This is a genomic window from Dissulfurimicrobium hydrothermale (assembly GCF_022026155.1).
Classification (GTDB): domain Bacteria; phylum Desulfobacterota; class Dissulfuribacteria; order Dissulfuribacterales; family Sh68; genus Dissulfurimicrobium; species Dissulfurimicrobium hydrothermale.
Window position 1 is genome coordinate 1,879,491 of the sequence record NZ_CP085041.1, and the last position, 24,306, is coordinate 1,903,796.

Annotated in this window: 24 protein-coding genes; 12 read left to right on the top strand and 12 right to left on the bottom strand. The window is 51.0% G+C overall.

From position 1 onward, the window contains the following. Window positions 1-6: 6 nt before the first annotated feature. Genes pyrE through LGS26_RS08945 form a run of 4 tightly spaced genes read right to left on the bottom strand, consistent with a single transcriptional unit; the run spans window position 7 to window position 4,216 of the window. Window positions 7-579 (bottom strand): orotate phosphoribosyltransferase, encoded by a 573-nt coding sequence (gene pyrE / locus LGS26_RS08930; RefSeq protein ID WP_237888525.1) that lies wholly within the window; start codon window positions 577-579, stop codon window positions 7-9. After that, on the bottom strand, window positions 576-1,877 hold the full coding sequence (purB, locus tag LGS26_RS08935; RefSeq protein WP_237888526.1) for an adenylosuccinate lyase: 1,302 nt from the start codon (window positions 1,875-1,877) through the stop codon (window positions 576-578). Before purB ends, pyrE begins: the two co-directional genes overlap by 4 nt. Before the next feature lie 48 nt (window positions 1,878-1,925). Next, window positions 1,926-3,062: a DegT/DnrJ/EryC1/StrS family aminotransferase gene (locus LGS26_RS08940; RefSeq protein WP_237888527.1), complete on the bottom strand. Its 1,137-nt coding sequence runs from the start codon at window positions 3,060-3,062 to the stop codon at window positions 1,926-1,928. Window positions 3,063-3,073: 11 nt separating this feature from the next. Next, the gene (locus LGS26_RS08945) at window positions 3,074-4,216 is read right to left on the bottom strand and encodes a cysteine desulfurase family protein (protein WP_237888528.1); all 1,143 of its coding nucleotides are present in this window, start codon (window positions 4,214-4,216) and stop codon (window positions 3,074-3,076) included. A 71-nt stretch (window positions 4,217-4,287) separates the two neighbouring features. On the opposite strand from LGS26_RS08945, the gene LGS26_RS09765 reads away from it, so the two are divergent. Continuing rightward, a complete protein-coding gene (locus LGS26_RS09765) occupies window positions 4,288-5,091 on the top strand; it encodes a septal ring lytic transglycosylase RlpA family protein (protein ID WP_330873289.1) in 804 nt (267 codons plus the stop codon). 15 nt (window positions 5,092-5,106) lie between these two features. On the opposite strand, the gene LGS26_RS08960 is transcribed toward LGS26_RS09765, so the two are convergent. Both LGS26_RS08960 and LGS26_RS08965 read right to left on the bottom strand, forming a co-directional pair. After that, window positions 5,107-6,138, bottom strand: coding sequence for an ATP-dependent helicase (locus tag LGS26_RS08960; RefSeq protein WP_237888529.1), 1,032 nt, complete (start codon window positions 6,136-6,138; stop codon window positions 5,107-5,109). A gap of 43 nt (window positions 6,139-6,181) precedes the next feature. Further along, window positions 6,182-6,661 carry a UvrD-helicase domain-containing protein gene (locus LGS26_RS08965; RefSeq protein ID WP_237888530.1) on the bottom strand — a complete coding sequence of 160 codons (480 nt, stop codon included), beginning with the start codon at window positions 6,659-6,661 and terminating at the stop codon, window positions 6,182-6,184. A 226-nt stretch (window positions 6,662-6,887) separates the two neighbouring features. On the opposite strand from LGS26_RS08965, the gene mobB reads away from it, so the two are divergent. The 11 genes from mobB (at window position 6,888) to hypB (ending at window position 17,609) form a co-directional block, all read left to right on the top strand. Continuing rightward, window positions 6,888-7,388: a molybdopterin-guanine dinucleotide biosynthesis protein B gene (gene mobB / locus LGS26_RS08970; RefSeq protein WP_237888531.1), complete on the top strand. Its 501-nt coding sequence runs from the start codon at window positions 6,888-6,890 to the stop codon at window positions 7,386-7,388. Between the two features lie 168 nt (window positions 7,389-7,556). Further along, a complete protein-coding gene (locus LGS26_RS08975) occupies window positions 7,557-8,666 on the top strand; it encodes a hydrogenase small subunit (RefSeq protein ID WP_237888532.1) in 1,110 nt (369 codons plus the stop codon). Window position 8,667: 1 nt separating this feature from the next. Continuing rightward, window positions 8,668-10,368 (top strand): nickel-dependent hydrogenase large subunit, encoded by a 1,701-nt coding sequence (locus tag LGS26_RS08980; protein WP_237888533.1) that lies wholly within the window; start codon window positions 8,668-8,670, stop codon window positions 10,366-10,368. A gap of 76 nt (window positions 10,369-10,444) precedes the next feature. Next, window positions 10,445-11,098: a Ni/Fe-hydrogenase, b-type cytochrome subunit gene (gene cybH, locus LGS26_RS08985; protein WP_237888534.1), complete on the top strand. Its 654-nt coding sequence runs from the start codon at window positions 10,445-10,447 to the stop codon at window positions 11,096-11,098. After that, window positions 11,098-13,446 carry a carbamoyltransferase HypF gene (gene hypF / locus LGS26_RS08990; RefSeq protein ID WP_237888535.1) on the top strand — a complete coding sequence of 783 codons (2,349 nt, stop codon included), beginning with the start codon at window positions 11,098-11,100 and terminating at the stop codon, window positions 13,444-13,446. Before cybH ends, hypF begins: the two co-directional genes overlap by 1 nt. Then, on the top strand, window positions 13,415-13,660 hold the full coding sequence (locus LGS26_RS08995) for a HypC/HybG/HupF family hydrogenase formation chaperone (RefSeq protein WP_237888536.1): 246 nt from the start codon (window positions 13,415-13,417) through the stop codon (window positions 13,658-13,660). Before hypF ends, LGS26_RS08995 begins: the two co-directional genes overlap by 32 nt. A 6-nt stretch (window positions 13,661-13,666) precedes the next feature. Then, on the top strand, window positions 13,667-14,755 hold the full coding sequence (gene hypD / locus LGS26_RS09000; protein WP_237888537.1) for a hydrogenase formation protein HypD: 1,089 nt from the start codon (window positions 13,667-13,669) through the stop codon (window positions 14,753-14,755). Next, window positions 14,752-15,777 carry a hydrogenase expression/formation protein HypE gene (gene hypE / locus LGS26_RS09005; protein WP_237888538.1) on the top strand — a complete coding sequence of 342 codons (1,026 nt, stop codon included), beginning with the start codon at window positions 14,752-14,754 and terminating at the stop codon, window positions 15,775-15,777. The genes hypD and hypE overlap by 4 nt, the downstream gene beginning before the upstream one ends. Further along, on the top strand, window positions 15,777-16,313 hold the full coding sequence (locus LGS26_RS09010; RefSeq protein WP_237888539.1) for a HyaD/HybD family hydrogenase maturation endopeptidase: 537 nt from the start codon (window positions 15,777-15,779) through the stop codon (window positions 16,311-16,313). Before hypE ends, LGS26_RS09010 begins: the two co-directional genes overlap by 1 nt. Next, a complete protein-coding gene (locus LGS26_RS09015; RefSeq protein WP_237888540.1) occupies window positions 16,301-16,648 on the top strand; it encodes a hydrogenase maturation nickel metallochaperone HypA/HybF in 348 nt (115 codons plus the stop codon). The genes LGS26_RS09010 and LGS26_RS09015 overlap by 13 nt, the downstream gene beginning before the upstream one ends. Window positions 16,649-16,907: 259 nt before the next feature. Then, window positions 16,908-17,609, top strand: a complete 702-nt coding sequence (gene hypB / locus LGS26_RS09020; protein WP_237888541.1) for a hydrogenase nickel incorporation protein HypB — start codon at window positions 16,908-16,910, stop codon at window positions 17,607-17,609. A 235-nt stretch (window positions 17,610-17,844) separates the two neighbouring features. Here the strand turns inward: hypB and LGS26_RS09025 are convergent, their stop codons facing one another. The 6 genes from LGS26_RS09025 to htpX all read right to left on the bottom strand — a co-directional run bounded on the left by LGS26_RS09025 (window position 17,845) and on the right by htpX (window position 24,125). After that, window positions 17,845-18,696, bottom strand: coding sequence for a universal stress protein (locus LGS26_RS09025; protein ID WP_237888542.1), 852 nt, complete (start codon window positions 18,694-18,696; stop codon window positions 17,845-17,847). 63 nt (window positions 18,697-18,759) lie between these two features. Then, on the bottom strand, window positions 18,760-19,854 hold the full coding sequence (locus LGS26_RS09030; RefSeq protein WP_237888543.1) for a sulfite exporter TauE/SafE family protein: 1,095 nt from the start codon (window positions 19,852-19,854) through the stop codon (window positions 18,760-18,762). A gap of 2 nt (window positions 19,855-19,856) precedes the next feature. Next, entirely contained in the window at window positions 19,857-20,105 is a 249-nt protein-coding gene (locus LGS26_RS09035) for a hypothetical protein (protein WP_237888544.1), read from the bottom strand. Between the two features lie 359 nt (window positions 20,106-20,464). Then, window positions 20,465-22,288, bottom strand: coding sequence for a RiPP maturation radical SAM C-methyltransferase (locus LGS26_RS09040; protein ID WP_237888545.1), 1,824 nt, complete (start codon window positions 22,286-22,288; stop codon window positions 20,465-20,467). A gap of 13 nt (window positions 22,289-22,301) precedes the next feature. After that, window positions 22,302-23,204: a DMT family transporter gene (locus LGS26_RS09045; protein ID WP_237888546.1), complete on the bottom strand. Its 903-nt coding sequence runs from the start codon at window positions 23,202-23,204 to the stop codon at window positions 22,302-22,304. A 60-nt stretch (window positions 23,205-23,264) separates the two neighbouring features. Then, window positions 23,265-24,125, bottom strand: coding sequence for a zinc metalloprotease HtpX (htpX, locus tag LGS26_RS09050; RefSeq protein ID WP_237888547.1), 861 nt, complete (start codon window positions 24,123-24,125; stop codon window positions 23,265-23,267). Window positions 24,126-24,306: the final 181 nt, after the last annotated feature.

A 24,306-nucleotide genomic window follows, 5' to 3' on the forward strand; every position in this document is an offset into this window, starting at 1 on the left:
AACAAATTATTTCATCGACCTTGCTGCATCGATGATTTCTTTGCGGTTGAACAGGGATAAAAGCTTAAAACCTAGCCTTAAAAGGGCCTCCCTGCCCCCTTCCTCCCTGTCGATTATGGCTATAACCTGTCCGATTTCATAACCCTCTCCGCGCGTCCTTTCAATGGCCTTTATCAGCGTACCGCCTGTTGTTACCACATCTTCCACCAGGGCCACCATAGAACCCCTGGGTATGTTGGCCTTGCCTTCTATCCATGACCCAGTCCCGTGCCCCTTTGGCTCTTTGCGGATGATAAAGGCCGGGATGGGTCTTTTCTCAAGAAAGCTCACCAACGAGACCGCGGTTACGAGTGGATCGGCCCCAAGGGTCATGCCGCCGACCCCACAAATCGGTGGTTTTGAACCTGCGATATGCCTGAACATGAGCCTGCCGCAGAGATACGCCCCTTCAGGCGAAAGGGTCGTCTGTTTGCAATCTATATAAAAAGCACTCTCCTTTCCGGATGTAAGTTTGAATATACCCTCTTTATATGAATGTCTAACAATTATCTCCAAAAGCCTTTCTCTTTCGTCCTTCATGTTATTTCCCCGAATACGCGGCCAAATATGTCGTCAACGTGTTTTGTATGATAGCCCAGGTCAAAAAGGGCCTCTATCTCAGACGGTGCCAGATATTTTAAAACCATGTCGTCTTTCAGAAGAAGCTCTTTGAACTCAACCCTACCTGCCCACACCTCCATCGCCTGCGCCTGAACGACCTTGTAGGCCTCTTCCCTGCCCATCCCCTTTTCGACCAGGGCGAGCATAACCCTTTGCGAGAAGATGAGGCCTTTCAGAAGATCAAGGTTCTTCTGCATATTCTCCGGATAGACCACTAGTTTTTCTATCAAACCAGTCATGCGGCCAAGCATGAAGTCTGCCGTAATGAATGCATCAGGGCCTATGACCCGCTCGACAGAGGAATGACTGATGTCCCTTTCATGCCAGAGGGCTACATCTTCAAGCGCCGGCAAGGCGTAGGAACGGACAAGACGCGCAAGGCCGCAGAGGTTTTCAGAAAGAATAGGATTTCTCTTGTGGGGCATAGCCGAGGAACCTTTTTGACCCTTGCTGAAATATTCTTCGGCCTCAAGGACCTCGGTACGCTGAAGATGGCGTATCTCTGTCGCCATCTTTTCAACTGAACTTGCAAGTATGGCCAGGGCACAGAAGACCTCGGCATACCTATCTCTTTGGATTATCTGATTCGAGGCCGGGGCAGGTGTCAGACCGAGACGTTCACACACATATGCCTCTACCCTTGGATCAATATTTGCGAAGGTGCCGACCGCCCCCGACAGCTTGCCGAAGGAGATAACATCCCTGGCATTCTCAAGGCGCCTTCTATTCCGCACCATTTCATCATACCAGATCGCAAGCTTCAGCCCAAAGGTGATAGGCTCGGCGTGAATACCGTGGGATCTGCCTATCATAACTGTATATTTGTGTTCGATAGCGCGCCTTTTTATGGCCTCCATAAGGAGGTCCAAGTCTTCGATTATTATGTTGAGTGCCTGCCGATAGATAACTGCTGAAGCTGTATCGAGCATGTCGGATGATGTAAGTCCCAAATGGAGATAACGCCCAGCCGGACCGACATATTCAGCTACATTAGTCAAAAATGCTATGACATCGTGCCTGGTCTCGTTCTCGATCTCCTCAATCCGCTTTGGGTCAAAAGCCGCCTTTTCCCTTATCTCCTTAGCCGCCTCCCCAGGAACAACCCCAATCTCCGCCCAGGCCTCAGCCGCCAATACCTCAACCTCAAGCCATGTCTTGTATCTGTTTTCTTGGCTCCAAAGCGCCGCCATCCTGGGCCTTGAATAACGTTCGATCATGCAAAAACTCCTTGTCTGTTTTTGATACTGACTATAGCAGCGCCCTTTTTACAAAACAAGGCTGCTTAAGGCCTCTCTGAGGGCAGCAAGCACTGTCTCCTGCTCCTCTCTTTTTATGAATGGGTGCATAGGAAGAGAGAGCACCTCTCTAGAAGCCTCTTCGGCATGCGGGAAAGGTCCTTGAGGCAGCCCTATATACTTGAAGGCAGGTTGGAGATGAATTGGTCTTGGATAATGGACAGCGGTCGGCACGCCATGCACCTCTAGGAACCTGGCCACTTCGTCCCTTAAGTTTCCCTTTACCCGAACGGTGTACTGGGCAAAGACGCAGGTCCTGCCTCCTGCAACCTTTGGAGGCGTTATATAAGGCATGATCTCTTTGAGCCCTTCGGTATAAAATCCGGCAGCCTCCTCCCTCTTTTTCAATTCTTCCTCGAGATGACTGAACTTTACCAGAAGTATAGCGGCCTGAATTGCATCCAGACGGGCGTTTAGACCTATTTTTTCATGTATATAACGCCTGCTTTGCCCATGCACTCGGAGCGAAATACACATCCTTGCAATCTCGTCGTCATCCGTAAAGAGCATCCCGCCATCTCCATAGGCACCAAGGGGCTTGGATGGAAAAAAGGACGTAACGCCAATCTCTGATACGGCACAGGACATGCGACCTTTATAGCGGGCGCCGAAGGATTGGCAGGCATCTTCTATTACATGCAGGCCATAAGTCTTTGCAATGTCATTTATTTCATCCATATCAGGACATTGGCCGAACAGACTTACAGGGATGACGCAACGAGGCATTGACCCGCTGCGCGATCTGGCATCCAATATCTTTTTAAAGGCCTGCGGATCCATATTGTAGGTAATAGGGTCGATATCGACAAATACCGGCCTTGCGCCTACAAGACTTACGGCCTCTGCGGTCGCTATGAATGAAAAAGGCGTCGTGACGACCTCATCCCCAGGACCGACGCCACAGGCCATAAGTGCCAAAACAAGGGCATCGGTACCAGAGCTCACGCCGATTGCATGGCGTACCCCTACGTATCCGGCAAGAACGGCCTCAAGCCTTTCCACCACCTCACCAAGGATAAACTGGCCGCTTTCAAGGACGCTGTGGACCGCCTCGTCTATCTCGCCTTTATATGCCTCATATTGTCTGTTTAGATCGATGAATTTCATGGATTGTTCCTTTAATTAAGGCGGTTCAAGGCCTCTTTGATAGCAAATACGGCGTCGTCTATTTCTCTGTCCGTCGTGAACCTCCCAAGCGAAAAACGTATGGCACCCATGGCGACGGTCTTTTCTACACCCATCGCGGAAAGGACGTGCGAGACTACTGCCGAGCCTGCATGACATGCGGCACCGGTAGATGCCATCAGTCCCGGCGCCGTCTGGAGTATCCGGGCGCCGCTCAATCCGACGAAGCTGATATTCAGGGTATTCGGTAGTGTCTTGTCAACCTGACCGTGTCTTATTATCTGACGCCCAAGGGATAATATGCCGTCGTACAGCCTTTCCCTAAGTTCAGACTGACGTTTCATCTCATCTTCAAGACCATCTTGCACAAAGACACTGGCTGCGCCCAGACCTACGGCAAGGGGTGTCGGCTCAGTTCCAGGCCTCCGCCCCATCTCCTGACCTGCACCAAAGATGATCTGATCAAAAGGCGCCCCATCCTTTACAAACAGGGCCCCTATGCCCTTAGGTGCGTAAAGTTTATGCCCTGCTATAGTGAGATAGTCAACGCCAAGCATCTGCACATCCACAGGTATCTTGCCAACCGCCTGGGCTGCATCTGTATGCACCGGTACACCGTACTCATGCGCTATTCCTGCGATCTCGGCAAGAGGCTGAACCGCGCCGGTTTCATTGTTGGCGAGCATAACCGAGACCATAGCCGTATTGGGTCTTAAGGCCTTCTTTATGTCCGACGGATCGACAAGACCAAGGCTGTCCACCCTTATGAATGACACGTCCCATCCCTCTTCCATCAGGTGAATAGCCGGGTTCAGGACCGATGGGTGTTCGATCTGAGTGGTTATGATGTGCCTCTTTTCATGCGAACCAGCCCTCGCCGCACCTAAGATGACCGTATTGTTGGACTCTGTGCCACCGCTGGTGAAAAAGACCTCCTCAGGCCTTGCATTTATCAATGAAGCCACCTTGGCCCTCGCCGCCTCTATACCTTCCTTTGCAGCCCTGCCAAGTCCATGGATGCTACTTGGATTCCCCCAGAGATCTTTCAGTGCGTGGTTAATCGCTTCGATAACAGGGGTTGCAATGGGTGTCGTGGCGTTGTAATCAAGATAAAGTCCATTTTTTTTTAAGTCCATCTTCATAGCGTTTGTATTTATGACCGAAAACCGAAAAAAAAGAAAGCCTTTTCTTGGAGGACGGCGTTCGTTTGAAGAAAAATTTTAGACGATCCGATTCGGCCCTTGTCCTCATATGTCTTATATCTATCCTTGCAGGTTGCGCAAAAACAACCCCGCCGCCTGAAACATATACCTATATTCCACCGCAGGTCGGTGGCAGGCAAAGATATGCACCGCCTGCAAAAGTCCCTGCAACACAACGTCCTTACACAATAAACGGTCACACATACTACCCGCTACCTTCGGCGGAGGGCTTTGTAGAAGAAGGCTATGCATCCTGGTATGGCCCCAACTTTCATGGAAAGCCCACCGCATGCGGCGAAACATATAACATGTACGATATCTCAGCTGCACATAAGATACTCCCGATCAATACATATGTAAGGGTCACAAACCTTGAAAACGGGAAAGAAGTCATAGCCAGGATCAACGACAGAGGTCCATTCGTAAAGGATAGGATAATCGATCTCAGTTACGGCACAGCAAAGATACTCGGTATTGTAGGGACCGGAACGGCAAGGGTCAGGGTTGAGGCCCTTGGCGAAGGGAGCGTCACCTCCGGCGGCGTTATAAAATTCAAAAAACATCCCGACTTCAAGAAGGGCGTCTTCTATGTCCAAGTAGGGGCATTCCTCGACCAGGCGAACGCCCTGAATATGAAACGAAGGCTTGAGGGCACATACAAAGACGTAACAATAACCACCGGGATGGTGGGTGGCCAGGTCTTCTACAGGGTGCAGATCTTTGCAGCAAATGACTACAATGAGGCGAAGATATTTGAGGCGAAGGCCTCAAGGACTATCACCCCTGGCGCATTTGTGGTGGCCAGATAAGAAACGTGGATACGGCTAAAAAAGATCCTTTTGCCTGGGGCGTCTGGCCTTTTTGGGTCTGTCTTTCCCTTGCTCTTGCTCCGCAAAAAGCCCGCCGGATATCCTGGATAAGAAACGGCTCGGGATAAGCCTGTCCCCCCTCGCATACAGGGCACGCTCCCCTGAGATACAGAGAAAGAGCCTCTCTGAGGACCTTGTGATCCCAACATAAAATAGCCTTTCTTCCTCGGCCACATCCCCATTCCTCCAGGGAAGCACACCTTCTTCACAACCAATTATAAAAACAATCGGGAATTCCAGGCCTTTTGATGCATGCATGGAGAGCAGAGATACCCCTTCGGCCTCTTCCCATATCTCTGCAATGGTCTTGACATCAGCCCGTCCTATCTCAGGGGCATCGGACATGGCCTTGAATTTATAAGGTATACCCCTTTCTTTCAAAGCCCTGGCTACTGCATCAGAAAGGGCGTTAACCCTGAACAACACCGCAACATCGGAAAGGCTCCTCATCTGGCCTGCTCCGATGGACATATTTATCGAATCCAGGCTTACAGCCCCTGTCATGGCCTCAATAGTCTTTGCTATCCATTTGGCCTCCGATATATCATCCTTAAAAGTCTTGAGGACCAATTTCGGTCCATCGCCCTTGGCCGATCTGAGCACCGGCACAGACCCTCCTATCACACATGCAGCAGCATCGAGGATGGTTTGAGGGCATCTGTAGGAGATATCAAGGGTTATGGTCTTTTGGACGCCAAAATCCTTTAAAAACATATCGATGAAGGCTGGATCCGCTCCCCTGAAACCATAAATCGCCTGTTTCGGGTCGCCTATTGCCGTAATCTTCGGGCAGTCGCCGGCGTTATCATCCGGGCGACAGGCCATCTCTTTAACAATGGCATATTGAACCGCGTTTATATCTTGAAATTCATCCACAAGTATGAAACGGGTCTTTTCCCTGAATCGCCACCTTATCTCAGGCAGCTTAAGCAGCTGCAAAGACTCAACTAAGAGATCGGCATAGTCCCAAAACCCCATTTGGCGCATAGCAGCTTCATAGACGATCAGCGCATCGCTTAACCGCCTATCATCAAAAGATCGGGGGGGGATAGGCCTCCTTAGCCCTCATAACCTCCTCGAAGAGCCCCCTGAGCCCGGCTGTGCTGAACCTGGCTGCAGCCGCAGCCTCTTCAAAGACCTCAAAGGCCTCATCTTCACCAACAGGCCTTGCTGCAGCTGCCCCGAATTCCTCTCTCAGGAAACCCAGGGCCCACGAATGAAAGGTACAGAGCCTCGGTAGGGAATTGTCTGCGGCAGAACCTGCATCTGTCTGATGGGCCAGAAGCAAGCCTACACGGTTCCTGATCTCTCTTGCGGCCTTGTTTGTGAAAGTTACGGCAAGTATTTGATCAGGCCTCACCCCAAGTTCAGTTATGAGGTATACAATCTTATGGGCGAGCAACCTAGTCTTGCCGGCCCCAGGGCCGGCTATCACGAGAAGCGGCCCTTCATTGAAGGTCACAGCGGAGAGCTGCGCCTGGTTCAATCCATCAAACCAACGCCCGTCCATCGGATATCCTTGCTTGACGTAGGAATTAAATATATCAATACATAAGAAATCTGGTAGTAGATAAATTTCATCTCATGATTTGACTGATTTGACGACAGAGCTGATAATCCTCTTTACCCCTGATGGGGCTATCAGAGGGGAAGAGCGATGGGAATTGCAAATTGCAAGAAGATGACAACTTCTATCGGCGATTTCAGATTCATTTTGATCGGAGGACGACGCTAAGATGATGCCTGACATCACCTTTATCGGCTGGCACAACGCCGGCAAGACCACGATCCTTTGTGCCGTGATCAAGGAACTTTCAAGAAGAGGCCGAAAGGTCGCGGTAGTGAAACACACGAAACACACGCTCCTGGACATGAATGCCTCTGGGACGGACAGCGCATTACTCCTTAAAGCCGGAGCGAAGAGGGTCACGGTCATGACCCCGAAGGGCATGGTTCACCTTGAAAGAGATACGGTGGATAGCGGTACTGGTGCAACGATGGGCGGCTGTGAGGTATTCGACGTCGTGTTGGGCGAAGGCTTTAAATACGACCCAGCGATCCCAAAGATAGAGGTCGCGAGAAAAGGGGTTTCGAACGAAGGAGCGTTGAAGGGTATGGTAACCGGTGTAATAGCGGTTGTGACCGACAACCCTGAAATCGAAGAAACTAGGGACGTCAAGGTCTTCGAAATCCATGATATCCGGGCATTGTGCGATTTCATAGAGGGGCGGATCTGAATCTTTATAAAATAATTATTTTTCTTGACAAGGTTAAAAAAAGGTGGATAATTTTTCATTAAAGGCTCAATTCAAATCAATTCAAAGGCAATTACCCGACTTGATAAGATCTGATATTTAGAGGGGCCGAATAATTATCAAAACCGTTTTTTTATGAGAGGAGGGCTCATGTCACGAAATCTGCATCTAGCGGATATCGATCCGAGGCTTACGCGAAGAGGGTTTCTGAAGGGTTGCGTCATGGCAGCCGCGGCCCTTGGACTCTCAGATGAAATGGTGCCGCATCTTGTAGAGGCGGCGTCCTCTCCTCAGAGGCCGCCTGTTGTCTGGCTCCATTTCCAGGAGTGCACCGGCTGCACGGAGGCCTTGCTCAGGGCGTCTCATCCGGACATAGGCAGGCTGATCCTGAATCTCATCTCACTCGACTACCATGAGACGGTCATGGCCGCTGCCGGGAAACAGGCTGAAGACGTCCTTGACGAGACTATAAAGAAATATGACGGGAAGTTTATCTGCGTGGTTGAAGGTGGTATTCCGACCAAAGATGGTGGTGTTTATTGCAAGATAGGCGGCCGTACCGCCATTTCCATCCTTAAAGACGTAGCGCCGAGATCGGCGGCGATAATCGCCATCGGGACCTGCGCCACATTTGGCGGCATCCAAGCGGCCAGCCCCAACCCGACCGGGGCCGTAGGTGTGAGAGACATCATCCACGGCAAACCCATCATAAACATCTCGGGCTGCCCGCCGAACCCGATAAGTTTTCTCGGAACAGTCCTCAATTTCCTTACCTTCAAGCGTCTGCCGGCCACAGACCAACTTGGAAGGCCACTCTTCGCCTACGGCAGGAAGATCCACGACCAATGCGAGAGACGCGCCCATTTTGACGAAGGCCGCTATGCCGAGCACTTCGGAGATGATGGGCATCTTGAGGGCTATTGCCTTTACAAGGTGGGCTGCAAGGGCCCCGAGACCTTTTCAAACTGCCCGGCAGTGCGCTTTAATGACGTCGAGGTCTGGCCGGTCTCGGCAGGACATGGCTGTGTCGGATGCACCGAGCCCAGGTTTTGGGATACCATGACACCGTTTTATGAGAGACTGCCCAACGTAAAGATCCCTGCCGGAAAGGGTGCGGTGATAGGGGCCGAATCGGCCGGCAAGAAGATACTCGGTGTCACCGCAGCGGCCATAGGTATACATGCCGCAGTCGGAATAGGGAAGAAGCTCGCCAAGGCCAAGGCCGCACAGAAGCCGGAAGATATAAAAAAGGAGAGATGAGATGGCCCAGCGCATAACGGTTGATCCGATAACGAGGATAGAGGGGCACCTGAGGATAGACGCCGAGGTGGAAGGCGGCGTGATCAAAGACGCCTGGTCGTCAGGACAGATGTGGCGCGGCATCGAGGTGATACTCCAAGGCAGAGACCCTCGTGACGCCTGGGTATTTACACAACGCATATGCGGCGTGTGCACCACGGTTCATGCCATAGCGAGTGTAAGGGCGGTCGAAAACGCGCTTAATCTTGAAATCCCATTGAATGCCCAATATATCAGAAACCTGATCCTCGCTATCCACGCCCTCCATGACCACATAGTCCACTTTTATGTCCTGTCCGCACTTGACTGGGTGGATGTAGTCTCGGCCTTAAAGGCCGATCCCCAAAAGACAGCCTCCCTTGCAGAGAGCCTCTCAGACTGGCCAGGCAACAGCCCTGAACGCTTTAAGGCCGTACAAGAAAAGATAAGGGCCCTGGTAGAGAGCGGGCAGCTCGGCCCGTTCGCCAATGCCTACTGGGGCCATCCCGCCATGCAGCTCCCACCAGAGGCGAACCTCATGGCTGTATCACACTATCTTGAGGCCCTTGATTACCAGAGAAAGGCCGACTCGGCCTATGCGATCCTCGGCGGAAAGAATCCACACATACAAAATCTCTCTGTAGGCGGGGTTACGACCGCCATAAACCTCAATAACGAAACCACACTCAACATGGAGCGCCTTTACTGGATAAAACAACTCGTTGAGGAGGTCTCCGGATTTGTAAAAAAAGTCTATCTGCCTGATGTGACAGCCATAGGTGCGTTCTATAAAGACTGGTTCAAATTTGGCGCAGGGGTCACAAATTACCTTGCCGTTCCTGACATGCCGCTTGACACCAAGGCAGAACACTTTGATCTGCCTGGCGGCACCATACTTGACGGCGACCTCAAGACGGTAAAGGCCTTTACCAACTTCAAAGACCCGTATTTCAGGGATAACGTAGTTGAGTGCATCAAGCACTCCTGGTATAAGGGCGACTGGACACGCTCCCCATTTGAAGAGGACACGCTCCCACAGTACACGGATTTTGACCTGACCGGTAAGTATTCATGGATAAAGGCCCCGAGATTCCAAGGGAGACCCATGCAGGTGGGCCCGCTCGCCCAGGTGCTCGTCGGATATGCCCTTGGTCATGAACCCACAAAAAAATATGTTGACGACACACTTTCCAAGGTTAGCAGCCTTGCAGGGGCCCAGATAGGTCCTGAAGTCCTGCACTCCACTCCAGGCCGCCATCTGGCAAGGGCGATAAGGGCGGCGGTCCTCTGCGACCTGGCTATAAAACACTGGGGGCTCCTGGTAGATAATATAAACCGCGGAGATGTAGCCATATTTAATTCACCCACCTTTCCAAGGGGCGAGCAGCGTGGTTTCGGTTTCCATGAGGCCCCGAGGGGTGCGCTATCCCACTGGATCATTATCCAAGACGGCAAGATCAAGAATTACCAGTGTGTCGTCCCATCGACCTGGAATGCAGGCCCAAGGGACGAAAGGGGCAATCCAGGGCCATATGAGGCCTCCCTGGTCGGAAACCCTGTGGCTGTGCCTGAAAAGCCCCTTGAACTCTTGAGGACCGTTCATTCCTTTGATCCGTGCATCGCCTGTGCAATCCATGTCCTTGATCCTGACGGAGGCGAAATGTCTAAGGTCAAGGTACTCTAGCCAGGTTGAACCAGTTGAACAATATGGAATGGATAGGCGCTATTTATGTAACACAAAATAATGCGAGGGGGTGGCCATGAGGGCGACCGCTACATATGAAAAAAAGAAGGCTTGGGGCGTACTTTTAAGGCTGTTTCACTGGGCCTATGCCATTACAATAGTTATTCTTGTAATCAGTGGCTATTATATATATGAGCCATGGTTGAACTCGCACGAACTAGGCGCATCATTTCCCATGGCCTCAACCAGGTATATCCATTTTGTTGCAGGATATGCATTTATCGGTGCGATTGTTGTAAGGATATATCTCTTCTTCTTCGGCAATAAGCAAGAGCGTTTTCTGGACTCTGCACCTGTAACCCCAAGAAATATCAAAAATTTATTCGGCACCATTGTTTATTATCTGTATCTTACAGACTATCATGAGGAAAGGCTTGGGCATAACGCCCTTTTTATGCTCTTTTACATCATCACGCTGTTTCTTACATTGGTACAGGTATTGACCGGACTTTATCTGCTATTTCCTGAAAACTTAGCCGTTCAACACATGGGCATCAGTCTCTTCGGTACCCAGCAGGAGGCGCGTCTCGTTCATCATTTTCTTATGTGGTATTTTATAATATTTACCATGACGCACATCTATATCACTATTTGGAACGATATAGAAAGACCGGAAGGCCTCATCTCATCTATCTTCAACGGCAGCAAATTCAAACCTAAAAAGGCGTGATGGAAGAAAGAAAGGACGGCCTTAAAACCCCTGACAGGGAAGCGGTTGAGTTCCTTGTCAGGGGGCAGGTCCAGGGGGTTGGATTCAGGCCGTTCGTCTATAGACTGGCAAAGAGGTTCGGGATCCTCGGTTCCGTGGCGAACAACGGATACGGCGTGGTCATTAGGGCGATGGCCACAAAAGATGCACTCTCTGCCTTTATCCAGGCGGTCATTGAAAAGGCCCCGTTCCTCGCAAAGATAGCTAGTATCGAATCAAGACCATTCAAGGCAGGGTTGGAATACAAAAATTTCGTTATCCTGGAAAGTGAAAAGATCAGGGATGTATTTGTACACATCCCACCTGATGTGGCAACCTGCCCAATGTGCCTGCACGAGCTTTCTGACCCGGAAGACAGACGTTACAGATATCCCTTTATAAATTGCACTGACTGCGGCCCGAGGTACTCGATCATAGAGTCGGTCCCGTATGACAGGGAAAGGACCTCGATGAAGGCCTTTCAGATGTGCGATGACTGCCAAAACGAATACCATAATCCAGGGGACAGGAGGTTTCATGCCGAACCAAATGCCTGCCGGCGATGCGGTCCAGGTCTTGGTTGGCATGGCAAAGACGGCGAAAAAATCGAAACCGATGACCCGATCAGGGAGGCGGCAGCGGCGTTAAGACAGGGGAAAATCGTCGCCATAAAGGGCCTGGGCGGCTTTCACCTTGCAGCCGATGCATCAAACGAAGAGGCAGTGGCCGAACTGAGGGTCAGGAAGAGACGCCCGTCAAAACCCCTTGCCGTGATGGCCGCCAATCTTGAAACCGCAAGGCTGATCTGTGAAATAGACGCCATCGAAGCCGCGGCCCTTACCTCTCCGAGACGCCCCATAGTGCTGCTCAAAAGGCGCATGGATGCCGGACTTGCATTAAACCTTGCACCAGGGATAAGGGAAGTGGGAGTCATGCTGCCGTACACCCCCCTTCATCACCTGATCTTCACCTTTCCGGATGCACCAAGGGTGATCGTGCTTACCAGCGGGAATCCGGGCGGCGAACCTATTGCGAAAGACAATAACGAGGCACTGATCAGACTTTCAGGGATAGCGGATTTTTTTCTTATCCACGACAGAGAGATAGTAAACAGGCTTGACGACTCAGTCGTCAGGCAGATTGGGGGAAAGATAAGGGTCATCAGGCGCTCGAGGGGTTATGCCCCAGAGCCAGTTACGCTCAGCATTGAATACCCTAGGATGATCGCTATGGGAGGGTTTCTCAAGAGCACATTCTGTCTCTCAAAAGGCCGGGGCGCTGTTTTAAGTCAGCACATAGGCGATCTCGAAACCCCTGAGAGCATTGATTTCTTTGAAGAGGCAGTCGGGCATTTAAAGGATCTGTTCGAGATCGAACCGGAGGCAGTCGCCTGCGATCTGCACCCCGACTATCCTGGCACGCGCTATGCTATGAGCCTTGGGCTCCCCGTCTATCCTGTACAACATCACTACGCCCATACGACAGCGGTCATGGCTGAATACGGCCTTGAAGGGCCATGCATATCGGTCATCCTTGACGGCGCGGGACTCGGGCCTGACCTGACGATCTGGGGCGGGGAGGTGCTGCTTGCAGACCTTTATGGTTTCAGACGTCTCGGGCGGCTCGGTCATCTCCTGCTCCCGGGCGGGGATGCAGCCGCAAGAGAGCCCTGGCGCATGGCCATGTCAGCCATCTTTTCCGCTTTTGGGCCAGATGGGTTGGAGAACGCCATTCTACCCGGGCTCTCCATAATCTCAAAAGAAAAAAGAATGGTCCTGACCTCCATGATGATGAACGGCGTCAACATCCCGCTCACCTCAAGCTGCGGCAGGCTCTTTGATGCGATAGCCGCCATCCTTGGGGTCTGTCTCACGGCCGACTATGAAGGACAGGCAGCGATGCAGCTGGAAACCGTCTCATGGGAGGCAAAAGATGAAAAGGTGTCTAGGAGTTATCCCATGGAGATCTCGAAAAAGGATGGAATGCTGGTGCTTGACCTTTCAACCATCGTAAAATCAGTATTAAAAGACCTTAAAGATGCGGTACCGCTCCCCTTGATAGGGATATCATTTCACAGATGGCTTGTCGAGGCGTTATGCCTTATTGTAAAAAAACTATCTGAAGAGACTGGCGTAAAAGAGATAGTCCTTAGCGGCGGGTGCATGCAGAACAAGATACTTTTGGAGGGCTTGATGACCGCCATGATTCGCAAAGGTCTTGATCCATATGCTGGGGAATTGATCCCGGCGAATGACGGCGGGTTATCGCTAGGTCAACTTGTTGTTGGAGGCACAAGGTATGTGTCTGGCCGTACCAATGGAGGTTGTTGAAATAAAGGATGGCGATGAGCTGACATCTCCGATCGCCCTGGTGGAGCTGGGGGGGATAAGGCGCGAAATCAGGCTCGATATCGTAGACCGACTCCCTCATATTGGCGACTATGTGATCGTCCATGCAGGTTTCGCCGTACACAGCCTCACAAAAGACGAGGCCGAGGAGAGTATCTCACTTATCAGGCGAATGGCCGATGGATGGAGGGAATAAGGCGTAATGGGTCAGTCTGAAGATATATCCGATCCGGACCTTATAAAAGACCTGGCCTTGAGGCTTAAAGGACTTGTCAAAAGGCCGATGAAGTTCATGGAGGTCTGCGGCACACATACTGTAAGCATATCCCGTTCCGGGCTGCGTTCCATAATCCCGAAGGAGATAGAGCTTATCTCAGGTCCGGGCTGCCCTGTCTGCGTCACGGCCCAGGGCGATATCGATGCCTTTATCGAGACCGCCAAGATACCTGGGATAACGGTTACAACCTTTGGAGACCTCTTAAAGGTCCCAGGATCAAGCGACTCGCTGGCCGGACGGCGGGCCAAAGGGGCACAGGTGGATGTCGTCTACTCGCCCGTGGATGCACTTCAGCTCGCAAGAAAGGATAGATCACGCGAGGTGGTCTTCCTGGCGGTCGGCTTCGAGACCACCATCCCATGCATCGCCGCCACCATAAAAGATGCGGCGCGCGATGGAACAGGCAATTTTTCTATACTACCCGCCCTGAAGCTCATGCCACCGGCACTTGAGGCCTTACTCGAAACCGACATTGGCATCGACGGCCTAATCTGTCCAGGCCATGTAAGCGCTGTCATAGGGGCCGCAGCTTACAAACCTATAGCAGAAGGTTTTGGGATGCCGTGCGTAGTTGCAGGTTTTGAACCGGCCGAAATACTCTTTGCACTGATCCTTTTGGCGAGACAGGTGAATGCAGGGAGGGCCGAGGTTGAAAACGCCTATCCAAGGGCGGTCTCGTGGGAGGGGAACGGCAAGGCCTTGGGCATCATGAACGAGGTCTTCCTCCAGTGCGATACAGAGTGGAGAGGCCTCGGCGCGATAAGACAAAGCGGCCTTGCCCTAAAGCCTGAATACAATAAATTTGACGCAAAATACAGGTTCGGGATCGAGACAAGACACACACCTGAACCGAAGGGCTGCCTGTGCGGCGACATAATAAAAGGATTAGACATCCCAAGCAACTGCCCGTTTTTTGCATCAATATGCACACCGGTCTCTCCGGTGGGCCCGTGCATGGTCTCGTCAGAGGGGGCATGCGCAGCATATTTCAGATACGAAACAGGGGTAATATGAGACTGGAAAATATCCTCCTCGATCATGGAAGCGGCGGGCTCTTTACGCAAGAGCTGGTTGAAAAGGTCTTTCTGCCCAGACTTGACAATCCGATCCTTTCGGAATTTGGAGACAGCGCCCTAATCGATATGGGGCCCTGGGGAGCCGGGCGGATCGCCTTCACAACCGACTCTTACGTAGTTGATCCCATCTTCTTCCCAGGCGGGGACATTGGGGCCCTGGCGGTAAGCGGGACGATAAACGACCTCTGCATGCGTGGGGCTGTGCCTTTATTCCTGAGCCTTGGACTCATCCTTGAGGAAGGCCTTGCGATGGATGACCTGGAGCAGGTTATAGGATCCATCCAGGCGGCGTCTTGTTCCGCAGGGGTCCAGGTGGTGACCGGAGACACAAAGGTGGTACCGAGGGGTAAGGCGGACAAGATATTCATAAACACCTCTGGGATCGGTGTCATAAAAAATGGGGCTGATATATCCTCATCAAAGGCTTCTGTTGGGGATGCCGTGATCCTTTCAGGGACCATGGGGGATCATGGTGCAACCATCCTCGCCAGCCGACATGGCCTTGCATTTGAAGGCAATCTAAAGAGCGACGTCACGGCCCTCAACAGAATGATCGAGGCCTTGATGAATGCAGTTCCTAAAGACGCGATACATACCATGCGGGACCCGACGAGGGGCGGCGTAGCGACCGCACTGAACGAGATCGCCAGGACGGCAGGGGTTGCGATCGAGATAGACGAAGGCAATGTGCCGGTCAAGCCAGAGGTCAAAACGGCCTGCGAGATACTGGGTCTTGACCCGTTTTATCTGGCTAACGAGGGTAAATGTCTGGCGATAGTAGATGAAAAGGCCGCCGAGTCTGCAGTCTATTCCATGCGCCTCATGCCAGAAGGCCGGGATGCTGCTTTGATCGGCAGGATCAAAGATGGCAGGCCGGGGCAGGTGGTGCTGCGGACAAAGATCGGCGGGTGCCGGATACTCAGGCCTCTCTCTGGTGAACCTCTCCCGAGGATATGCTGATGATATATAGCTCAACCTTTGATGACCGCCATCTCGAGGCAGGTGTGCTTGGTGTTGGAAACCTCCTTTTAAGGGATGAGGGCTTTGGGGTGCATCTCATCCGTCACCTCGAGTCAAGGTATGTCTTTCCGGACACGGTAAGGCTTGTGGATGGTGGCACATCAGGCATATTCCTTTCCCCTTTTTTTGAAAAAACCAATAAGGTGCTCACCGTAGATATAATCAAATCTGATGAGCCGCCCGGCACTATTCTAAGATTTACCCAGGATGAGCTCAAGGCCCGATCGGCCCAGCTCAGGATGTCACCACATCAGATAGGTGTGCTTGAAATACTCGAAATATGCAAACTCAGGGGAAGGGCCCCTGAGCATGTGGATTTTCTAGGCGTCGTACCTTTGGATCTATCCACTGGGATAGGGCTATCCACTGTCCTTGAAGAGAGACTCCCTGTTGTTGCAGCCATGGTACTTGATTATCTGGACGACCTTGGGCTGAGAGCTACGGTGCAGAAGGATCATCGGGTATGCACGAGTTGAGCCTTGCCCAGGCGGTGATCGACGAGATCGTACAGCTTGCAAGGGAACATAAGGCAGACAAGGTCTTGAAGGTAAGGGTAATGATCGGCGCCCTGTCAGGCGTGGTTAAGGACTCTTTTGCGTTTGGTTTCAAGGCCATGGCCATGACCAATGAGATTACAAAGGGCGCAGCACTTGTGATCGAGACCCCGGCGGTTCCTTACAGATGCATTGGATGTGGACATGAGTTCAAGACCGAGGGCGGCCGCCCTGATTGCTGCCCTAGGTGCGGCGCGAGAGATGTTTTCCCGCAGGGCGGAGATGAGCTCCTCCTTATGCAGGTTGAGATGGAATAGTTTAAATTTCAATGTAGGATTAAGGCCTCATACATAAATGGTCTGACCAAACCCAGATTCGGCATCCCTTTTTCTGACGTTGGACATAGCGCCCACAACCAGGCCGAGACCATCCATGGCCTCCTTATCGACATATTAGACACGGTAGCCGGACCAAAGCGTAACCAGACCATAAATGAATTATGTGCAATGATATTTTGAAGACAGGATGCGAAGGCGAAGCGATGAATACAGTACACTTGGGATAGGAGGAAAGGACATGTGTGAGACCTGTGGCTGCCCAGGCGCAAAAAAAGTGGATGTGAACAAGGTCATTCTTGCGGCGAACGAGGCCCAAGCTCGGATAAACCGGCGTCATATCGAGGCCATGGGCGCAGTGGCTATAAATCTTATTAGTAGCCCGGGCTCAGGCAAGACCACACTCCTTGAAAAGACAATAGATATGCTGGACGGCGTAATGAAAATCGGGGTTATAGAAGGCGACATAGAGACCGAGCGGGATGCAGAGCGCATAAGGACGAAAGGGATACCTGCAATCCAACTGACTACAAGCGGGGCGTGTCATCTCGACGCCCCGCTTGTACACCGCGGACTCCACGAGCTCGAGGAACAGCTCGATGGGGCCCACCTTGATATCATCTTCATAGAAAACGTAGGCAATCTCGTCTGCCCTGCGGCCTTCAACCTTGGGGAACATGAACGGGCCGTTTTGTTATCGGTCCCCGAGGGTTCAGACAAACCAGCCAAATACCCGACGGTCTTTCTGAACTCCCAGGTCTTTTTGGTCACCAAAACAGACCTCCTGCCGTATTTCCCTGATTTTTCCCAGGAAGAGGCAAAAAAAGAGGCCTTACGGCTGAATCCCCACCTAAAGATCATCTCCCTTTCGGCCGTAACTGGCCTCGGCATGGACGATTGGATGATGTATTTGCAACGGATTCGTCGTAAAAATATAATATAAAATAAATCTCATTGAGGCGGATTTAAGCAGGCCAAGGTTATAGACTAGATCCGTTACGCATCAAATCAAACGATTTAAATTTGATGGTCTTGTAAAAATTATATACGATGCTAAGCGAAAATCGTCAAATGCAAGGCTGCAGGGCCTGACAAATGAGGCATACTTCCTGTACGCCTCATTGACAAAGGATGCAGCACAATACACTGGATCAAAGAGACCCAATATCTTTTTATATTTATTTTACTACGAGGACTGGACGGTCTGAATAGCCAATGACCTTTTCAGTGACGCTCCCCATAAGGAGTCTCTTTAGCCCTGTCCTTCCATGAGAGCCCATCACTATAGCGTCTACACCCAGCTCCCTTGCGGTCTCAAGTATTACCTTATAGGTCGTGCCTTCTTTGACAATAGCCTCGGCCTTTATACCTTCATTTTCGGCAAGTTTTACAGCGCCTTCAACATATGTCCTCGCCTTTTTTACCAGATCATCAACGGCCCCAAGTGCCCTTTCGTAAAGTTCAGGAGGTACATCGACAACGGAGACGGCCTTCAATTCGCCTCCGTAGGACCTTGCAAAATTTATCGCCCTTAAGACCGCAACATTGCTGTATTTTGAGCCGTCAACAGCCACAAGGATCTTGCCCCAACCTATCCTGGCCCCCTCAGGGACAACAAGGACATCTATCGGGCTATGCCCAATGACCCTCGCCGTGACGCTACCCACGAACATCCTTTCGAGGTCAGACAGACCTCTTCTTCCCATGACGATCAGCTCGCAGTTTTCAGATATTGCGAGCTCGATGATCTTCTCGTGCGCCTCTCCCTCTTCGAGGACCATCTTTGCCAACACCCTCTCAGCCTGAACCATCTCCCTTGCCTTTAAAAGCGCATCTTCGCACGACCGCCTCATAGAGGCCGTCAAATCGCCGAATATGGCAAGGCCGATGTCTCCATCGTGGGGCGGCGCAATACATGTCACGGTGATCCAGCTTTTCTCGTCTGAGGCAAACCCGAGAGACTCTTTCAAGACATGAAAGGCCGATTCCGAACCATCTAAACATACAAGCATCTTTTTATACGTTCCCATACCTCACCCCTGCTTGCTGCCCCTTCGCCTGCAAAAAAGGATAACAAAATGATTTTTAGATCCTTAGATCTTACCGGGAGACATCACTTCTTTTGCAGCCATTCTTTCCTCGCGAAGTCCCTGCCATATGGCCTTTAAAACTATGAAGGCGCCAAGAAACAACGCAAAGAGCATTATAGCGAAGCTTGTATTCTTCAATATCTTCTGCGTGCCTTCCGTTATGGGTTGAATCAGGCCAAGATGTGACATATAGACAGGGACCATCAGGCCCCTGCTGAATAGGACAATGACCATTATTAGCCCCATGACGACCTTTATCATATACGCCTTTACATAGGTTGTTCCTATAGCTCCGAGCTGGACACCGAAAAGAGAGCCGGCAAGTATGATCATGGCGAGCCTTATATCGACAAGCCCGTGTATGGCATACTTGAGAGACCCACCAAACCCCATAACAAATGCCACAACCAGCTCTGTTGCAGACGCCATGATGCTGGGCGCGCCGAGCACATAGATCATTGAAGGCACGCCAATAAACCCGCCTACCGCGATTGTTGCTGCAAGCAGGCCGGTTGCAAACGCCAGAGGTATGATAAATAATATCGATATCTTTGCATTGAGCGACCTGAAATATATCATCGTGCCCGGGATCGGTATGTTGACAGACTGAACCCACCTTGCGATCTTTGTCGTCTTTTCCTTCGCCTCAGTAGTCCCTGATCTGTAGGTGCCATATGCATCTTTCAAGACGTATGTCCCGACTATCCCAAGAACCAGCACAAATATCACGCTGACATAAAGGTTTGAGCCATCGTTGCCAAAGGTATTCTTGATCACCTCCTGCACATGGGCGCCATACATGACGCCAGCCTCGGCAAATATACCGAAGATGAGTCCCAGCTTCAGATCCACCTGACCATACTTGGCACGCTTTATAGCACCCACAAGCGCCTTCGGGAATTTATGACACATGTTGCTTGCAACCGCGACGAGCCCTGGGACGCCCAGACTCATCATCGCAGGCGTAAGCACAAAGGCGCCGCCAGATCCTATGAAACCGCTTACAAGACCACCGACAAACCCCACAAAAAACAGATAGGTCACGATTATCCAGTTAAGCTCTATAAAGTTGGATAGTTGAGGCGCGATATCATGCATGTCTATTTAACCCCCTTTGTCTTTTTGGCATCCACGCCTAGAACCGACCAAAAGCTGCCGGTGAACCCCCCGTGGACATATGAAAAAACAAACGCCATTGCAATTGGGAGAAACGCATATACACCGCCTTTGGCGCATATCTGCACAACAAAATCCCCCTTGAGCAACAAAAACGTATAGAGCGACGCAGATATCGCCCCCATGATTATCATCTTTATGTAAGGTCTCTTTTTTTCATAAACACCATCCATCTATCTATTACCTCCTTGAACAAACTTATTGTAAAAAGGATTGATCCCGTCTCGTCGTCTTTTCATCCATCCGTTTTTCTTTTCGCAACACCTCCCGTTTATTTTTTTATCCTACTGATCTCCTATCCTTGGTAGTTTTTTATTTTATATCTTTTTTTTCAAATTTAAACATAATTTAATCAAGTTATTTTTAGCGAATTAAGAAAATTAAAATAATTATTTGATTTAATTATATTTTAAAAATTTGAAAAATTTATTACTGTTTCATTTTACAACTTTATTTAAAGATCTTTGGAATGAAATAGGGATTTCTTGTTAAGATAATGAGCCAAAAAGGCGACCGGTTAGATGGAGATAGGCTAAATATGTCTGACAGCAAGCCCCAGGACCTTGCCATCCTGCTCGAACATAAGCCTCTTTGTAACAAGGTCCGTTAAAAAGGCCGCAATCTCTCCTTGAGATTTATCTGGAAACCGCTCAAAAATATCCTGAACCGGCCTTGGCTCAAGGCAAGTGAGATAAATCGCCCTTGATGACCCTTTTAGCCTGTGTGTGAGCACCTCGCCAGAGGGTCTGATCTGTCTTATAAGGAGATAATCCCCGCCGTCACGGTATGTGAGGGGTCTTTGCAGCCCAAGCACCGCCCTCTCCCTTCGCCATGCCGCGATTTTTTGTTCGACCCACTTCCAGCGCCTTTGTTGAACAAGCCTGTCACCCTTATATCCAAGCACCAGCGGCATGATGCCGGCCAATATCTCCTCTGGAAACATATAGCGCCAGAATGTATGGATCGTCACGGATCTTATCCCGAATATAGACGGGTCAGAGGCCATGGGGCTCCCAAGGCCAAGCCAAAACGAGACGGCCTTAAGGGGTCTAAAGGGCCATACAAAATCAAGCACACGAAGGGTCTCATTAACCTCTTCATCCGTGCTGCCAGGAAAGTGAAGGATCAGATTTGCTGAGAGGTTCAGCCCTGACTCCTCGGCATGTCGCATCGTCTTGACATTGTCCATGACACTTACGCCTTTGCGCATCCGCCCAAGCAGGGATTGACTCAGGGCCTCTATGCCTACCTGGATGTCTTTCAGACCGCCCCTGGCCATGGCATATAACTCATCACGGCTGTAACCCACCCTGAGTTCGGCAAAAAAGCTGTAATCCCTGCCATGTCCTTCAAGGATATCAAATAGCTTAGAGGCATCCCGCCTAGGGAGGGAATTGTCCATAAAGGCGAAATCAAGCAGGCCGTAACGCCTGGCAAGCTGATCTATCTCTGTCGCCATCCTCTCTGCCGATTTTGCCCGATATGCCGTCCACTGGATGTTCAAATTGCAAAAATTGCAACGCCCCCACCAGCACCCGCGGGAAAACTCCACAGGCAGCACAGGGAAAAAGCGTTTGCTAGGCCCTAACTTTAAAATATCACAGAAATAGTCGTCAAAATCAGGAACGGGAAGCCCATCCAGGCCATCGATCTGAGACTTCGGCCGATCCCCGACCGATCCTTTTGACTTATCATCCTTAATACCTCGTTCTCCATTGTCAGACAGGATCACCTTTCCATAAACGGCCTCCGGCAATGACGTCTCTTTGCCGCTCAGAAAATCTGCAAGACCTACAAGTGGACGCTCTCCCTCACCGTCAACAATATAATCAATCCAAGAAAACGACCTCAAAATAGAGGCACCTGCAGCGCCGGAGACGGCGGCACCGCCCAACACGATGGGAAGGGATGGGGCAAGGGCCTTTACAGCCCTTGCAATCACAAGCGCAGCCGTAAGTTGATTTACGGAGACAGTCAAACCAACGAGGTCAAGGGCGTCCAGAGCAAGAAAAGAAACGAACTCCGTCAGCACTTTATCCACAGCCTCGCGCACACAGACGGGCTGCAGGAGTCCCCTACCCTTTCCTTTTCTAACCGTCCTTAAAAATAGTCTGTCACATTCCTGTTCCATCTCAGGAAACAAGATGCCTGCAGAGATAGCCTCAGACGCCCATATTGATTCGCTGATGGATTGATAGACCTCAAAACCGATTTGGGAGGCCAATTCGAGATATGGGTGGTGACAGGATATGTCCACCCATGGGCGCTCCCTTCTCAAATAGGCCTTAAGAGAAGCAATCTGGATAGATGGCCTGTTGAAAAGAGGCCATGGCGGTGCGATCAAGGCGATTTTCATAGAAACTCAGGCTTTAATCAGTGATCATGATCAACGCCACCCCAAGGGTCATAAGTCCGGCACCGATCAACCGTTTAAGGGTCTCATCCTCGGAAAAGACAAATCTTCCATATAAGACACTAAAGATGGCACTGGTCCTCTTGACCGCAATCATATATGCAGCCGCCACAAGATGTATGGCCCACATATGGCTAACAACCATTACGGACTGCGAAAACCCTGCAGCTATCAAGGCCCGCCACCCGCCCATAATGGCTGACGCCGCGCGGCATCTTGGTCGACCTCTCAGGCACCACCTGAAGACCCCTGGAATGACACAGAAGATCATAATGGTCGCGAGACCAAGTATTACAAAATAAAAACAGGCAAAGAAAAAAGGCCCCGACTCAGAAACCGCCTTTTTCCCAAGGACGCTGGTTACCGAATAGACGGCGGATACAAAAAACATCAGCCTTGAACCGCCATCCTTGATGGCTATTCTAAGTGTCTGCAAGACCCCTGGGGTGTTTGATCTGAAATGGAGCAAATAGGCCCCTGCGACCGTAAACAAGATACCGACCATACCCCTAAGGTTGATCCTCTCTCCAAGGATCAACCAACCGGTCAGTACCGTGAATGCGGGCGTAAAGGCGAGAAATGGGACAGATAGGGAAAGTGGGGAGGTCTTGATGGCCTTCATGTAAAAAAAAAGCGCAAAGATCTCCAGAGGCAGGAGTATGGACAACGTCTCCCAAAAGGCCAGGGTAAGTTTCGGCCACGGCATGAACATCAGCGGCAGGAGCAAAAATGGGACAGGGGCTGCAGCCCTTATCGCCATCATATCCTGTGGGGAAAGATGGGCGAAACGGGCCTTGATGACCACATCGGTTGTAGCGGTTGAAAAGGCCGTGAGGAGGGCCAGAGGCAACCAATTCACGGCCCATCCTCATGCGAACCGGTCAAGGCCAGGTGCTGCAGCACAGGACAAACGCCGAGACTAGAAGCCACGACCCATGGCCATCTCGTTCAGTCTCCTTATACGCTCCTCGATCGGCGGATGTGTGCTGAAGAGATTGGCCAACGCTCCACTGGTCAAGGGGTTTACGATATACATCTGGGCTGTGGCTGGGTTTACATCCATCGGGAGACGATGATTCCAGTCCTCAAGCTTTTTTAGCGCGCCAGCAAGTGCAAGGGGACGACCGCATATCTTCGCCCCTGTAGCGTCGGCAAGGAACTCCCTGCTCCTCGAAATGGCCATCTGTATAAGCATAGCCGCTATCGGGGCGACTATCATCATGACAAGGACCCCAATCACCCCTCCGGAATCATCATCGTCAGAGCGGCGGAAACCACCAAACAACATGGCCCATTGCGCCATGTTGGCAAGATAGCTTATGGCCCCTGCAATCATGGCCGCTATAGAACTTATGAGTATATCTCTGTTCTTAACGTGTCCAAGTTCATGGGAGATGACCCCTTCAAGCTCGTCTTTTGAGAGGAGCCTCAATATCCCCTCGGTCACAGCCACCGCTGCACGCTCCGGATTTCTGCCGGTCGCAAAGGCATTGGGGGTCTCTGTATGGATTATATAGACCCTTGGTTTGGGCAAGCCAGCCTTCCTGGCGAGATCCCTAACGACTGCATGCAGCTCCGGTTCATCCGTCTCAGATACCTCGACAGCCCCAGCCATTGCAAGGGCCAACTTGTCGCTGAACCAATATGCGCCGAAATTCATAACACCCGCCATAACCAAGGCAACGGTCATACCCTGATTGCCGCCGATGGCCTTGCCCACCGCCAGGAACAAGGCGGTAAGGGCTGCAAGAAGAACAGTTGTCTTTAATAGATTGGACATAATTGTAAACAACCTCCAGCCGATGCTGTACTATATTTTAAAAATTCACTGCACCATCTGCCCGGTCGCGTCTGACACCCAGGCAAAGAGACAAACAATATCCGCTGCCAGGTAAAGAATGCCCGCCTACCAGACTAGTAAAATAGGAATTTTTTATAAAATAATCATTTCTTTGGTCATA